The sequence below is a fragment of the Fuerstiella marisgermanici genome (assembly GCF_001983935.1).
Lineage (GTDB): Bacteria > Planctomycetota > Planctomycetia > Planctomycetales > Planctomycetaceae > Fuerstiella > Fuerstiella marisgermanici.
Genome location: NZ_CP017641.1, coordinates 1,788,729 through 1,802,445, shown reverse-complemented (window position 1 = coordinate 1,802,445; position 13,717 = coordinate 1,788,729). Strand labels below are relative to the sequence as shown.

The window sequence follows — 13,717 nt, the reverse complement described above, 5'->3', positions numbered from 1 at the left end:
GCAATCCTGATGCCGTTTTGTCACCAATAACGTTCATAGTGAATGTTCCCAGCGTCACGAGGTCGGTCGAGGCGGTAGCCGTGCTCGATTAGCGTTTCAACCATGCCTTTCGGATCGGGAAACGAATAGTCGCTACCAGGTTCGCGTTTGGGAGCTCCGATCATGGACGGGCTGCCACACAAAAAGGCGTGAGACCTCGCTGGATCGGGGACCCAGCCGATCAGCTGCTGCAGGCGATCCTTCAAAAACATCTGCTGCAGATACAGCTTGCCCACATAGTCGGGGTGCTGAACGTCGACGTTCTCGGGCTCGCGAGTCGTCAGCGTGACGTAGCGGTAATTCGGATATCGCTTCTCAAGCTCACGATGAGTGTTCAGATAGGCAAGATCACGGCGGTGCCTCACACAAACGAAAGACGCAATTCGTCCCGCGTGCTGACGACTCAGCAATTGATGAATCATGGCGTTGTGCGGTGCTTCTCCAGTCCCCGTCGCGAAGAACAGCACATCGCTGTCGGACTGCACGGGGCTAAGCGTGTAAGTCCCCTTGGCCTTTGTTCCTACAAAAATGCGATGTCCAGCATCCATTGCAAAGATGCGCGGTGTTAGTGACGGCGGATCGTCGGACTCCTTTCGCACCAGCGCGATATAGAATTCCAGATAGCGCCTGCTTTCGCGTGGCAGCAGCTTCCCATGCTCGTCCAGAATCGGACAACTAATTGAATACGCTCGGCGAATGAGCTGCTGGTGCGGAGCTTCAGAATGTGCGACGTCTCCGATTCGACGTTCGTCGGTCAGTAATCCCAGCGTTGTATACTGCCCCGGTTGATATTTAAGCGGCCCGTCATCAGGTTCAACCTGCATGATCATCAGGTCGTCTTGAACTCGCCGAACGTCCGTCACAGTCGCGTTGTATTCCGCAGAATTATGAAACATTTGCACGTTACTTCATCAGCAGTATCGGGCATGGACAGGCGACCGAAACTTTATAACTAAGCGTGCCCCAACTTTGCAGCAGGTCCTCTTTATCGACGGGGTGAGACGACATCACAATAAGATCAACCTGATGTGTCGCTGCGAAGGACACGATTTCCTTTAGCGGCTGACCGAGTGGCACTTTGACTTCTACCGCGAGGCCAGCATCTGAAAAACGCTGAGACAACGATTCCAGATCGTCGCGTACGCGCTGCTGAAGCCGGTCATAGAATGCCAGTGTCTCATCAGCGGTGTTAATAGTTTGAGTCACGTGCAACAGCGATACTCTTGCTTTGTTGTCCGTGGCCAGTTCGAACGCAATATCCAGCGCTACGCGGTTCTTTGGCGTGAGATCGACGGGCACCAGAATGTGTTGAAATCGAGGCAGCATGAGCGATCCTCCAAAACGAAGTTGTCCCGTTTCATGTATGATGGCGTTCGTAGAAGCTGAACCGGAGCAAGCCGTGTGCCGTCGCGGATCGGATGTGATATCGCAACGACTTGACAAAGTTGCACGGTGGCGATGGCATGTGGCAGGCGTGCGACATTGTCACGAATTGCGCTTTGCGTGCGAATCCGCTCAGGTCCATTGGTGGAGTCTGTCCATTAGCGGGCTCGCGGAACCAGCCAGGCGTGATCAAAATGGTGAGGCGAGATTCGCGGGGCTGCGGCACAATCATTGCAGATCCCGCTCAAGGGAGCGGTACTCGAAAGGCAGGTCGCTGTGCCAGCGTTAGACACACTTCATCAGCTCAGTACTTCCTCGCTCGGTGTCGGGTTGAGTGACGATCATCTAAAGAGATTGGCCGAGCTGGCGACAACGGAACGATTTCCAGCCGGTAGAGTGATCTTCAAAGAAGCGTCCACAGCCGACCATCTTGCGGTGGTGTGCAGCGGCAGCGTGGCTCTGGATATGCATGTGCCGCTGCGAGGCAACGTGCGGTTGCTGACACTGGGATCCGGCGATCTTCTGGGATGGTCGGCGATTGTTGGTGATGGCATCATGACGGCCACAGCCACGGTGCTTAAGGACGCTCAACTGTTGAACATCCCGGGAACAACGCTCCGGAAAGCGTGCGACGACGACCCGGCTTTGGGATATGCCGTCATGGACCTGGTGGCCCGCGCTCTGGCTAAGCGACTTCAGGGAACGCGCCTACAGATGCTGGATCTTTTTAAGGAACCCCGGCCGGCTCCGGGCAAGCTGTCGGGGGTGGTTGCTCATGACTGAATCCACGGCAGCAGGCGTTCACGAAGACTTCAGTAACGGCCGCTTTCTGCCGACGACCGCTCTGCAAACATTACTGGATGTATTGGCCGAAGATGGTCGTACCGTGATTGGGCCGACGATTCAGCAGCAAGCGATTGTGTACGACGAAGTCACGTCTATTGATGACTTGCCTCGCGGTTGGACAGACGTGCAGGGGCCAGGAACGTATCGACTGCAGCGTCGCGACGACGACGCATACTTTGGCTATGTGGTCGGACCGCATTCGTGGAAGCAATTTCTTTTTCCGCCCGCAGCAACCGTTGCCACAGCCGACAAAGTTTACGGACGCTGGCAGATGGACGCGCCGCAGGAATCACCACCTCGATATGCGTTCTTAGGTGTGCGAGCCTGCGAACTGGCAGCGATAGACGTTCAGGATGGAGTCTTCCTGAATGGTCCCTATGTCGATCCGATGTACCAAAAACGCCGCGAGACCGCTTTCATCGTCGCGGTGAATTGCACTCAAGCTGCCAGCACATGTTTTTGCACATCGATGAACACCGGGCCAAAGTGCCGCACCGGTTTTGACCTTTGCCTGACTGAAATCACAGACGGATTCGTAGTGGCGGCAGGTAGTGATTCCGGAATGCAGATTCTGAACCAGCTTGAAACGCAACCGCTTGTCGAACACCATTCGAAAGCCGCTAATGCAGCCTGTCAAAACGCCGTTGATCAAATCACAAAGTCGCTGGACACAACCGACATTCGCAACCTGCTGCTGGGCAATCTGCAGCACGATCAATGGGACGAAGTGGCAAAGCGTTGCTTGTCCTGCACGAATTGCACAATGGTGTGCCCCACCTGTTTTTGTTCGACAGTGAAGGAAGTGCCCGATATGAGCGGCGAACATGTCGAACGCGAACGTCAATGGGATTCCTGTTTCAACATCGATTTCAGCTACATGAACGGCGGTGTTGTCCGCAACGGCATCGCCAGTCGCTACCGGCAGTGGTTGACGCATAAGCTGGCGTCGTGGCACGATCAATTCGGCCAGTCTGGTTGCGTTGGCTGCGGACGCTGTATCACATGGTGTCCGCCAGGGATCGACCTGACGGAAGAAGTGGCGGCGATTCGCAGTTCACCGTCAGACATAACCGCTGCTGGACAGACCACGGTCGCGGAGAACACCGAATGACTCCGTCAACGACAGTGGCTCGCCACGATCCATGGCTGACATGGAATGCAACGATCGCCAGCATCACCCGCGAAGGGCCCGATGTCGCGACATACGACCTGACGATTGACGATCCCGAGGTCGCCCAGCGCTACAGGTTTCTCCCCGGACAGTTCAATATGCTGTACATGCCGGGCGTTGGCGAGGCGGCGATTTCAATCAGCGGTGACCCAGCCAGTCCTCGCCAATTGCCGCATACCATCCGAGTTGCCGGCAACGTCACTCAGGCTCTTGCGAACCTAAGGGCTGGAGATTCCCTGGGGCTACGCGGCCCATTCGGATCGTCGTGGCCCGTTGAACAATGCGTTGGCAAGGATCTGATCCTGGTAGCGGGCGGCATTGGATTGCCGCCATTGCGTCCCGTGATCTACGAAGTTCTCGCCAATCGCGAACGCTACGGAAACGTTACCCTGCTTTATGGAGCACGATCGTCCGACGGCCTGCTCTACCCCAAACAGACCGCAGCATGGGAAGACTCGATCACGGTCAAACGCACGGTCGACCGAGCGTCTGCAGACTGGCACGGGCATGTGGGCGTTGTCACCGCATTGCTTGAACGGTTGTCCATCCCACGCCCCGAGGACACCGTGCTAATGACCTGCGGCCCCGAAGTCATGATGTGGTATACCATCCGGACGGCGTTGAGTCGTGGGTTGAGCAAAGCGAACGCGTGGGTCTCACTGGAACGCAACATGAATTGTGCGGTTGGGTTCTGCGGGCATTGCCAGCTTGGCCCCGAATTCGTGTGCAAGGACGGCCCGGTGTTTCGGTATGACAGAGTGGAACCGATCCTGAAAGTGGAGCACCTGTGATGCCCGAAACGCCTGCATCAACCTCTATTCCGATGTCTGCCCCAAGTCCTGCGACAGCCGCAAACGTGGTAACGGCCGGAATGTCGGAACGCCGGCCTCGGCTGGGAGTGTTTAAATTCGCATCATGTGATGGCTGCCAGTTGTCTCTGCTGTCGTGCGAAGACGAGCTGCTGGCTGTCGCAGGAAAAGTGGACATCGACTACTTTTTGGAAGCCACCAGCCGGATTGAACCTGGTCCTTACGACATCGCTTTGGTCGAAGGGTCCATCACAACGCCTCTTGATGAAAAACGCATTCAGGAAGTCCGCCGCACCTCCAGCACCGTGGTGACCATCGGTGCCTGTGCCACAGCGGGGGGGATTCAATCTTTGAAGAATTGGGCCGACCACGAAGACTTTCTGAAGTGCGTGTACGCGCGGCCTGAATTCATTCAAACATTAGCCACATCCACAGCGATCGCCGATCACATTCCGGTAGACTTCGAACTGCGAGGTTGTCCGATCAACCGACATCAGCTGTTGGACGTGTTGATCGCGCTGCTTAACAATCGCTCGCCGCGCACACCGAGACACAGTGTGTGCATGGACTGCAAACGCCGCGGTACCGTTTGCGTTGAAGTCGCTCAGGGCATTCCGTGCCTTGGCCCGGTCACTCACGCGGGCTGCGGAGCACTTTGCCCGGCCTACGATCGCGGCTGCTACGGCTGCTTCGGCCCGATGGCTCAGCCGAATTGTTCGTCGTTGTCCGACACATTGACAGCACAAGGCGCTTCAACGGAAACTCTGCTGCCGTTGTACCGAAACTTCAACGCAGCAGCGCCTGCGTTCCGCGATCAAAGCAACGTTCTGGCGGCGAAGAAGGACGACGCATGACGGAAACACGCACGATCAAAGTCGAAGCGCTAACTCGGGTAGAAGGTGAAGGCGGCCTGCACATTCGGATGAATGGAAGTGTGATCGAAGATGTGCAACTGTCGATCTACGAGCCCCCGCGATTCTTCGAAGCTTTTCTGCACGGTCGGCCACTGGAAGACGTTCCCGACCTGACGGCTCGCATTTGCGGCATCTGTCCCGTCGCTTATCAAATGAGTTCCGTTCACGCACTGGAAGCTGCGCTGGGCGCGCAGATTAGTCCTGAAATCCGCAAACTTCGGCGACTGTTGTACTGCGGCGAATGGATCGAGAGCCACGCACTTCACATGCACCTGCTGCACGCTCCGGATTTTTTTGATGCGGACAGCGGCATCGATCTGGCCAGCCAGTTTCCTGATGAAATTAATCGCGGTCTGCAGCTAAAGAAGCACGGGAACACTCTACTAGAAGTGCTCGGCGGACGAGCCATCCATCCGATCAACGTGGCCATCGGCGGGTTTTATCGAGCTCCGCGGCGTGACGAACTGCAGAAATTGATCCCCGATTTTGAATGGGGCCTGCAGGCGGCAATCGAAGCGACTCGCTGGGTCGCCGGATTCACTTTCCCGGATTTCGAACGTGACTATGAAATGGTGGCGCTATCACACCCGGATGAGTATGCGATGAACGAAGGCCGCCTGCGATCGACCTCGGGCCTCGATATTTCGGTGGCAGAATACGAACAGAACTTTCATGAGCAACACGCGCAACACAGCACCGCACTTCAATCGGTGAAGGAACCGTCTGCGACCGCGGCTGATAACCCCACGCCGCTGGCCGATCTCCATTTCAGCCAGGGATGTTACCACGTCGGCCCTCTTGCTCGAGTCAACCTGAATCGCGAAACGCTGTCTCCGGCGGCAAAACGCACCGCTGACGAAATCGGGTTTGATACGCCATGCTGGAACCCATTCAAGGCAATCATTGCTCGTGGTCTGGAACTCATTCACGCATTCGAAGAGGGCCTGGAAATTCTGCGAGACTATCGTCCGGTCAAGCCGCCAAAAATCCCATACGACTACAAGGCGGGCGAGGGCATGGCGGCGACGGAAGCTCCTCGCGGCATGCTCTACCATCGCTACAAAGTGGATGACAACGGAAAGGTAACGTTTGCGAATATCGTTCCGCCGACATCGCAGAATCAACGTCAAATTGAAGCGGATTTGCGTGACTATCTGCCGCGAGTACTATGCGAATATGACCGTCAGACCGCCGTTGGCTGTGAGAAACTGATTCGGTCGTACGACCCCTGCATTAGTTGCTCAACCCATTTTCTGAAGATCACATGGGGACAGGCCGGAAAGCAGGAAACGCGATGAAGACTGCTCCCCAAAAACAGCTACTGATCGGGATCGGCAGTCCGCACGGAGATGACCAGATCGGGTGGATGATAGCAGAAGCGATCGGTGCCAAAGGCGGAACCAACATCACCGTCCGCAGGGCGTCTGTGCCTTTGGATTTGCTCGACTGGCTGAAAGGCGCTGACTCACTGCATATCGTCGATGCCTGCGTCGGCAGCAACGCGGTTGGCGAGTTGACTCGCTGGGAATGGCCGGAATTGGTGGCAGATCACCATGACCGAACGTCGTTCCGTAGTACTCATGGATTCGACTTAGTGTCCGCTTTGCGACTCGGCGAAAAGCTGGGCCGTCTGCCGTCAAAAGTGGTTATCTGGGGCATCGAAGTCGGCCGCGTTTCGCAGACAATCCGTCCGACGGAAGAGATCATGCACCACCTGAACGCGATTTCAGACAGGATTTATCAGGAGCTGACAGATGCACGAAAAGTCGCTGGTGCAATCCTTGCTAAAACAGGTTGAGGCCATTATGCGAGAACATCATGCAGTCAGCGTGCAAGCGGTCACCGTGGAAATCGGACCGTTGTCAGGCGTAGAATCGCTTCTGGTGGAAGATGCATTTTCTGAGTTGCTTCTCAACAGCCAGATTGGACGCCCTTCACTAAACATTCAGGCCGTCGACCTCACGATTCGCTGTCGCGATTGTGAACAGGCATCATCTTCGCCCGGTCTGACATTGAAGTGCCAATTGTGTGGATCGAACAAAGTGCAGATCACTCACGGCGACGAATTCCGCCTCATGGACGTCTCTTTACAGATCCCCGCAGAATCAGAAAACTCCGTCACATGAATACCGTCGACACGGTCAGTAAGACAGTGGTCATCAATCGCGACGTGCTCTCCGAAAAGAAACGTCGAGCGGCCGAACTACGCCAGCAGTTCACAGAACGCGGCATTCTGGTCGTTAACCTGGTGTCGTCGCCAGGTTCCGGAAAAACCAGCCTGTTGGAAGCCACGGCGAAGTGCTGGCAGGGTCAACATAAGATGGCAGTACTCGTTGGCGATTTGGCAACGGAACGCGATGCAGAACGTTTGCGACCGTTGGTGCCTGTGGAACAACTCACCACCGGCGGAGCGTGTCATCTGGAATTGTCTTTGGTGGAAAAGGGGCTGGCCAAACTGCCATTGGACGACGTGGAATTTCTGTTCATCGAAAACATCGGAAACCTCGTCTGTCCCGCGTCGCATGATCTTGCGGAACACCTGCGAGTTTCGGTGTTGAGCACCACGGAGGGCGATGACAAGCCTGGCAAATATCCCAAAATGTACCGCACGAGCGATGCACTGGTCATCACGAAAACCGACCTGCTGCCCTATGTCCCGTTTTCGACAGAAGACGCCATCGCCGATGCGCGAACGATTCAGCCGGAACTGTCCGCGTTTGAATTGTGTTCACTAACCGGAGACGGGGTGTCTCAGTGGTGCGATTTCCTTGTTCAGGCCAGAAGACGCACCGTATGCATTCCGGCAGCCTAATCACCACGAATGAACTGGTGGCCAGCCGCATCGTCCTGCGAGGTCTGGTGCAGGGAGTCGGTATGCGTCCGGCGATCGTTCGACTGGCTCAAGAGATGCAGCTTGCCGGATTCGTTATCAACGATGGCCGCGGAGTGACAATTCATATTGAAGGCACTCGCAATCAGCTTGCAACCTTCGAACGCCAGCTGAATTCGCACATCCCGGCGGAAGCGAGCGTTAGTAGTATTCTGTCATCACAGATAGCGGCAGATGGCCTAAGCACGTTTGCGATCAATTCCAGTGATGCGGTTGAACGCAAGCTGACGACTGCAGTGCCGCAGGACAAAGCCGTTTGCGAAATCTGCCTGCGCGATGTTCAGCAGCCAGACGGTCGCCGTTTCGCCTACCCGTTGACGACGTGCGCCGATTGCGGGCCTCGGTATTCGATTGTCGACAGCATGCCCTTCGATCGGTCGACTACGGCCATGCATGAGTTCTCGCTGTGTGTCGGATGCCAGCGAGAATATTGCGAGTCGTCAGATCGACGCTTCCACGCTCAAACGATTGCTTGTCCAGCATGCGGCCCGCACGTGACGTTTACGTATGGTGAGAACACGAAAGCATCTAGTGGCAATGAAGCTGTACTTCGTGCGGCCAGCGCGATTTGTGATGGTGAAATCGTCGCGGTCAAAGGCGTAGGCGGTTACCAACTAGTGTGCGATGCCACCTCAGCCGCGGCCGTCGACCGACTACGTCGCAGGAAGCGGCGGCCGCGTAAACCACTGGCGGTGATGGTTCTTTCGTTGGAACAGGCCGAGCAACTGGCGGAAATTTGCGAAGCCGAAAGAGCGGCACTTGTGAATCCCGCCAATCCGATCGTTCTGGTCAAAGCTCGGGCGGACTCATCACTGGCACCGCAAATCCATCCGGGCATGAAAACTGTCGGGCTGATGCTGCCAACAACGCCGCTACACTGGCAGCTGATGAACCTAACCGGTGTTCCGTGTGTGGTCACGAGCGGAAACGTGAATGGCCAGCCGCTTATTTACCGTAACACAGTTGCGGCCTTTGAATTGAGCCACATCGCCGACGGGTGGCTGCATCACAACCGCCCGATCCTGCGGCCGATCGACGACAGTGTGGTCCGTTGTATCGACGGAAAGCAGTCCACCATCCGCGCCGGACGTGGGCTCGCGCCGCTAACATTGACGCTACCGCCAGCGATTCCAATCCTCGCCGTCGGTGCGAATCAGAAGGTCGCGCTGGCTCTGTGCAACGGCCATCAGGCAGTTCTCGGCCCGCACATCGGCGATCCGAATTCCGTCGCGGCGCGGGAACGGTTTGTGGGATCTGTTGAGCAGTTGACGAAGCTGTATCACGCTCAGCCGGTCGCGATCGCTCACGACAGTCACTCGGATTTCTTCACGACGCGATGGGCGAAGGATCAGGGAATCCCGACGGTCAACGTGCAGCACCATCACGCGCATGTTGTTGCCGGGATGGTCGAACACGGCTGGCTTGATCGCGAAGTGCTCGGTGTCGCATTCGACGGTACTGGTTTTGGCCCCGACAACACGATTTGGGGCGGCGAGTTCCTCCTCTGCACGGCGACGGACTATCAGCGAGTAGCTCGGCTACGTCCCTTCGAACTGCTTGGTGGCGAACTCGCGATTGAAGAACCCTGGCGAATCACTCTGGCGTTAATCGCAGAGGCCTGCGGTGTCGATCACGCGTCCAGGCTGCTGTCCTGGTGCAACAAAATGCCTACATTCCAAGTATTGATCCAGAACGTTGCACGTCGAGAACAAGACCGATCATCCCCACCGCTAGCGTCGCTATTTCCTTTCACATCCAGCATGGGGCGATTGTTCGACGGAATCGCATCGTTGCTGCTGAAAGTCCCGGATTCGACTTACGAAGGCGAAGCTGCCATGCGATTGGAAGCTTCGTGCGATCCGGCCGCGCATGGCGAATACGTTATCGCCGTCAATGAAAATGACGAGCGGCTGATTGAGCTGGATTGGCGGCCAATGATCAGAAGCATCGTACTTGACGTTCAAGACGGAGTGCCGACATCATCCATTGCAACTCGGTTTATCCGCGGCATCGCCAACTGTGTCGCGGCCGTCTGCCGACGCTTTGATCAGCATCCGGCGGTTCTCACAGGCGGATGTTTTCAGAATCGACTTCTCACCGAATTTACCGCAATGGCACTTCGTGAACATGCGCAACCCATCGGGCTGCCGGGAAAAATCCCCGTCAACGATGGAGGCCTCGCAGTTGGACAGCTTGCCGTGGCGGCCGCCAGAGTTCAGCAGTCAACAATCCAAACGGCAATAACTTCGGAAGGAAACCCCTAATGTGCCTTGGAGTTCCCGGTCGGATCATCAAATGGACGAACACCGACCCCACGTTCGCGAGCGCTCAGATCGAATTCTCGGGTGTGGCACGCGAATGCAGCATGGCGTGCGTACCCGACGCGAAAGTTGGCGACTATGTCGTCGTTCACGCTGGAATCGCGATCAGCCGCATCGATGAAACGGCCGCTCGTCAAACAATTGAAGACCTCAAGAATCTCGGCGTAGCAGAACAAACAGAAGACACACCATAATGAAGTACGTCGACGAATTTCGCGACCCGCAGCGTGCGAAGTCTCTCATTGCAGAAATCCGCGCCACGGCAACGAAAAAATGGGTGTTGATGGACGTTTGTGGTGGGCAAACGCATTCTCTGTTGCGCCACGGCATCGAACAGGAACTCAGCGAACACATTGAACTGATTCACGGTCCCGGATGCCCAGTGTGCGTTACGCCGGCTGAAGCCATCGACTTCGCCATTCGATTGTCTCATCGCCCTGACACCATCCTCACAAGTTTCGGAGATATGCTGCGCGTTCCCGGAACCAGCGACTCACTGCTGAATGCCAGAACTCAGGGCGGAAGCGTCAAGACGGTTTATTCGCCGATCGATGCCGTGCAGCTCGCAAAACAGCAACCAAATCAACAGATCGTGTTTTTTGCTGTGGGCTTTGAAACGACCGTGCCCGCAACGGCTCTTGCAGTTTTACAGGCAGCGGAACTGAATCTAGCGAACTTCAGTTTGTTGGTGAGTCATGTGCGAGTCCAGCCTGCGATGGAGGCCATTTTGCGGTCGCCCGATAACCGGGTTGAAGCGTTTCTTGGGGCCGGCCACGTCTGTACGGTCGCGGGATTCGATTCGTACAGCGACCTGACCAGTGAATTTCAAATCCCGATTGCCATCACTGGTTTTGAACCGACCGATCTGCTGGAAGGCATTCTTAATTGCGTTGTGCAATTGGAAGCCGGAACCTTTGATGTCCACAACGCGTACGCCCGTACCGCAGCTCAGCAGGGTAACCTGCAGGCGCTGGAAATCATGGATCGCGTTTACGAAGTTACGGACCGCCCGTGGCGTGGTCTGGGCACGATAAACGACGGCGGCTACGTCCTGCGCAACGAATGGTGCCATGTTGACGCCGAGGAAAAGTTCGCCGACGCGGCCATCGTGTCGACGCCTCTACCGATCTTGCAGGACGGTGGCGACTGCCGCGCTGCCGATGTCTTGTCCGGGCGTTTGCGACCTCATGAATGCTCGGAGTTCGGAACACGATGCCGTCCCGATTCACCGCTGGGTGCGCCCATGGTGTCTTCAGAAGGCGCGTGTGCAGCGTACTTCCGATTCAGTCCGCCGCCACGCGTGAAGACTGTCACGTCTTCTGTTGAAACCGGTACACTGTAGCCCAATCTCTTCCAACGATTGTCAGCTCCCAGCCTTCTTATCGGCAGCGGCACGTTTTTCACTGCGTTGGCGGCCGAGAAATCCGCTGGTTGGGTCGGCGAGGTCGTGACGGAACGAAGTTGTTTGTTCGAGCAGTGACGTGAGCGTGTGGCTGTCGGTAGTGATGTGTCGACACGTTTCTTCCAGGTTTGGAAACAGCCCGTGGACCAAGCGAGATTCTGCCATCGACTGAGCGAACCGTTCGACTCGGCGAGTCAACCCGCGTCGCAATCGCCACGTGAACATCGCCACCAAAATCCCGGACCAGATCACCAGAAAGATCAACGCCGGAATGTAAAAGTCAACCGCCAATAGTTCTTCCTGAGCCGACCGTTGAAGGACGGGGCCAAGAAATGAACTCCAGAAAAAGTTATAGCCGATGCGCCCGATCAAGAAGATTAGGTACGCCAGAAACAGCAATTCGTAACGCACTCGAATAAACCACCCGCTGTTCGCGGTGGCCAGTTCTTCGATCACATCGTCGATCACACGACTGGCGTCGCCCAGAAATTCATCTTCCAGCGAAGCCGCTCGTTTACGCAAATCCGTCAGATCGCGCCGGTCTTCTGCCGTAGCGTATGCGATGCCTGCCGAATGAATATGGCCGGAAATGACCATCCGGCTTTCCTGCAATTGCTGGTCGCTGATCCCAAAGCTGGCCAATCGGTCCAGCGTCGATTCCGCTTCCTGTTCCTTCGCCCGTGACTTGACCCAACGAGCTCCCTGAACCGCACCGATCAGTGCCATTTGCGCCGACGTGCGAGCTCGCAAGAATGTAAACGACGCAATGAAGGCACCGATTCCGTTATAGAATCGCAGTACGGCGGAAAATGGACTGAAGCCCCATTTGTCTGTGATGGAACTTAGCAATCGCGTTTCCCACAGGTTGCGATTGACCAGTAGTTCGTCGCACAATTGTTTCGTCAAGGTGTCACGCAATTGGGCTCGCTGACTGTCCAGCGTTTCGATCAGCAACTCCACTTCCGGAAGCTTCGCATCGTAGTCGCTGCGGCAGACCGTGAGCGCTTCCTGCAACAGATCGATCAGGTTCGCGCGGCGAATGGCAACTCGTTTGGCCGCGTCCAGTTCGCTGCTGAGTAATTCGAGCAGGCGACCGAATTCGCCCGACACGGGGCGACCTTCTTTTTGCTCTGTGAACGCATTCACAGAATCGACGAAGAACATTTCCGGCACTTCGTAGCCGCCGGCCAGAAACTTTTTCCAGTCGTCACGAATGTCCGAGTCCATGTCCGCATGAGTCTGCACGAACACAAGTCGGCAGCCGCTGGCAACATCTTTCAATTCGTCTATGATGCGCGCGCTTTTATACTTCTGCTGGGTCGACGTGTATATCAGCACGTCGCAATGCGGCACGATCGAACGTAGCAGTGCAAGATTGCTTCCGGAACTGGCGGCCTCGCTGGTATCCGGGTCGGGGCAGTCAATCAGTACGATGTCACGCAGCACGGGTGTGTCGACCCGCTTGACGTGAAACTCGCTTAAATCCAGTCCCAGCGCATCGATTTCAATTTCCGGATGCACCAGCAGCACGGGCGTTTTCGTGGTGGGGCGTTGCCGTCCGGAAGTCGTCACTTCCTGCCCGACCAGAGCATTGACCAGCGAACTTTTTCCGGTTCCGGTGCCTCCGAACGTCGCCACAACAAGCGGCGTCTCCAGGCGAAACCGCAGTGTCTCAACTCGCCCCAGCAGGCGGCGCACGAGGGCTCGGCAGCGATGAGCAGTCTCCCAGTCGGGGCCATCGTCGATCCAGCGTTGCAGGCGGTTGGTGAGATCATCGACCTCGGCAAGCAGTGCAATATGTTCCAGCTCGTCATTCGCCGTCATGTTGTTAGTTTCCGTTCGTGGCAGGGGCGTATCAAAGCTGACAATGAAGCAACGGTGCGGTGCGAGTTGCGATTCCCGTGTTTCAGCCCGGAGGGCGACAGCACGTAGCCGTCGGCCC

The 13,717-nt window shown here is 56.4% G+C and carries 14 protein-coding genes; 11 read left to right on the top strand and 3 right to left on the bottom strand.

What is annotated here, in order from left to right:
* Positions 1-20: 20 nt before the first annotated feature.
* A complete protein-coding gene (locus Fuma_RS06735) occupies positions 21-935 on the bottom strand; it encodes a ferredoxin--NADP reductase (RefSeq protein ID WP_077023453.1) in 915 nt (304 codons plus the stop codon).
* A gap of 7 nt (positions 936-942) precedes the next feature.
* A complete protein-coding gene (locus tag Fuma_RS06730; protein WP_077023452.1) occupies positions 943-1,365 on the bottom strand; it encodes a universal stress protein in 423 nt (140 codons plus the stop codon).
* Between the two features lie 333 nt (positions 1,366-1,698).
* On the opposite strand from Fuma_RS06730, the gene Fuma_RS06725 reads away from it, so the two are divergent.
* The 11 genes from Fuma_RS06725 (at position 1,699) to hypD (ending at position 11,715) form a co-directional block, all read left to right on the top strand.
* Positions 1,699-2,205, top strand: coding sequence for a cyclic nucleotide-binding domain-containing protein (locus Fuma_RS06725; RefSeq protein WP_077028150.1), 507 nt, complete (start codon positions 1,699-1,701; stop codon positions 2,203-2,205).
* Positions 2,198-3,379, top strand: a complete 1,182-nt coding sequence (locus Fuma_RS06720; protein WP_083731860.1) for a 4Fe-4S dicluster domain-containing protein — start codon at positions 2,198-2,200, stop codon at positions 3,377-3,379. Before Fuma_RS06725 ends, Fuma_RS06720 begins: the two co-directional genes overlap by 8 nt.
* Complete coding sequence (locus Fuma_RS06715) at positions 3,376-4,230, top strand: FAD/NAD(P)-binding protein (protein ID WP_077023451.1); 855 nt, start codon at positions 3,376-3,378, stop codon at positions 4,228-4,230. Before Fuma_RS06720 ends, Fuma_RS06715 begins: the two co-directional genes overlap by 4 nt.
* A gap of 80 nt (positions 4,231-4,310) precedes the next feature.
* A complete protein-coding gene (locus Fuma_RS06710; RefSeq protein ID WP_077028148.1) occupies positions 4,311-5,102 on the top strand; it encodes an NADH-quinone oxidoreductase subunit B family protein in 792 nt (263 codons plus the stop codon).
* A complete protein-coding gene (locus Fuma_RS06705; RefSeq protein ID WP_077023450.1) occupies positions 5,099-6,460 on the top strand; it encodes a Ni/Fe hydrogenase subunit alpha in 1,362 nt (453 codons plus the stop codon). The genes Fuma_RS06710 and Fuma_RS06705 overlap by 4 nt, the downstream gene beginning before the upstream one ends.
* Positions 6,457-6,960, top strand: a complete 504-nt coding sequence (locus Fuma_RS06700) for a hydrogenase maturation protease (protein ID WP_077023449.1) — start codon at positions 6,457-6,459, stop codon at positions 6,958-6,960. The genes Fuma_RS06705 and Fuma_RS06700 overlap by 4 nt, the downstream gene beginning before the upstream one ends.
* Complete coding sequence (locus Fuma_RS06695; RefSeq protein WP_077023448.1) at positions 6,917-7,288, top strand: hydrogenase maturation nickel metallochaperone HypA/HybF; 372 nt, start codon at positions 6,917-6,919, stop codon at positions 7,286-7,288. The genes Fuma_RS06700 and Fuma_RS06695 overlap by 44 nt, the downstream gene beginning before the upstream one ends.
* The gene (hypB, locus tag Fuma_RS06690; RefSeq protein ID WP_077023447.1) at positions 7,285-7,974 is read left to right on the top strand and encodes a hydrogenase nickel incorporation protein HypB; all 690 of its coding nucleotides are present in this window, start codon (positions 7,285-7,287) and stop codon (positions 7,972-7,974) included. The genes Fuma_RS06695 and hypB overlap by 4 nt, the downstream gene beginning before the upstream one ends.
* Positions 7,956-10,316, top strand: coding sequence for a carbamoyltransferase HypF (gene hypF / locus Fuma_RS06685; protein WP_077023446.1), 2,361 nt, complete (start codon positions 7,956-7,958; stop codon positions 10,314-10,316). The genes hypB and hypF overlap by 19 nt, the downstream gene beginning before the upstream one ends.
* Entirely contained in the window at positions 10,316-10,567 is a 252-nt protein-coding gene (locus Fuma_RS06680; protein ID WP_077023445.1) for a HypC/HybG/HupF family hydrogenase formation chaperone, read from the top strand. The genes hypF and Fuma_RS06680 overlap by 1 nt, the downstream gene beginning before the upstream one ends.
* The gene (hypD, locus tag Fuma_RS06675; RefSeq protein WP_077023444.1) at positions 10,567-11,715 is read left to right on the top strand and encodes a hydrogenase formation protein HypD; all 1,149 of its coding nucleotides are present in this window, start codon (positions 10,567-10,569) and stop codon (positions 11,713-11,715) included. The genes Fuma_RS06680 and hypD overlap by 1 nt, the downstream gene beginning before the upstream one ends.
* A 21-nt stretch (positions 11,716-11,736) precedes the next feature.
* Here hypD and Fuma_RS06670 read toward each other — a convergent pair whose 3' ends face one another.
* Positions 11,737-13,599, bottom strand: coding sequence for a GTPase (locus tag Fuma_RS06670; RefSeq protein WP_077023443.1), 1,863 nt, complete (start codon positions 13,597-13,599; stop codon positions 11,737-11,739).
* Positions 13,600-13,717: the final 118 nt, after the last annotated feature.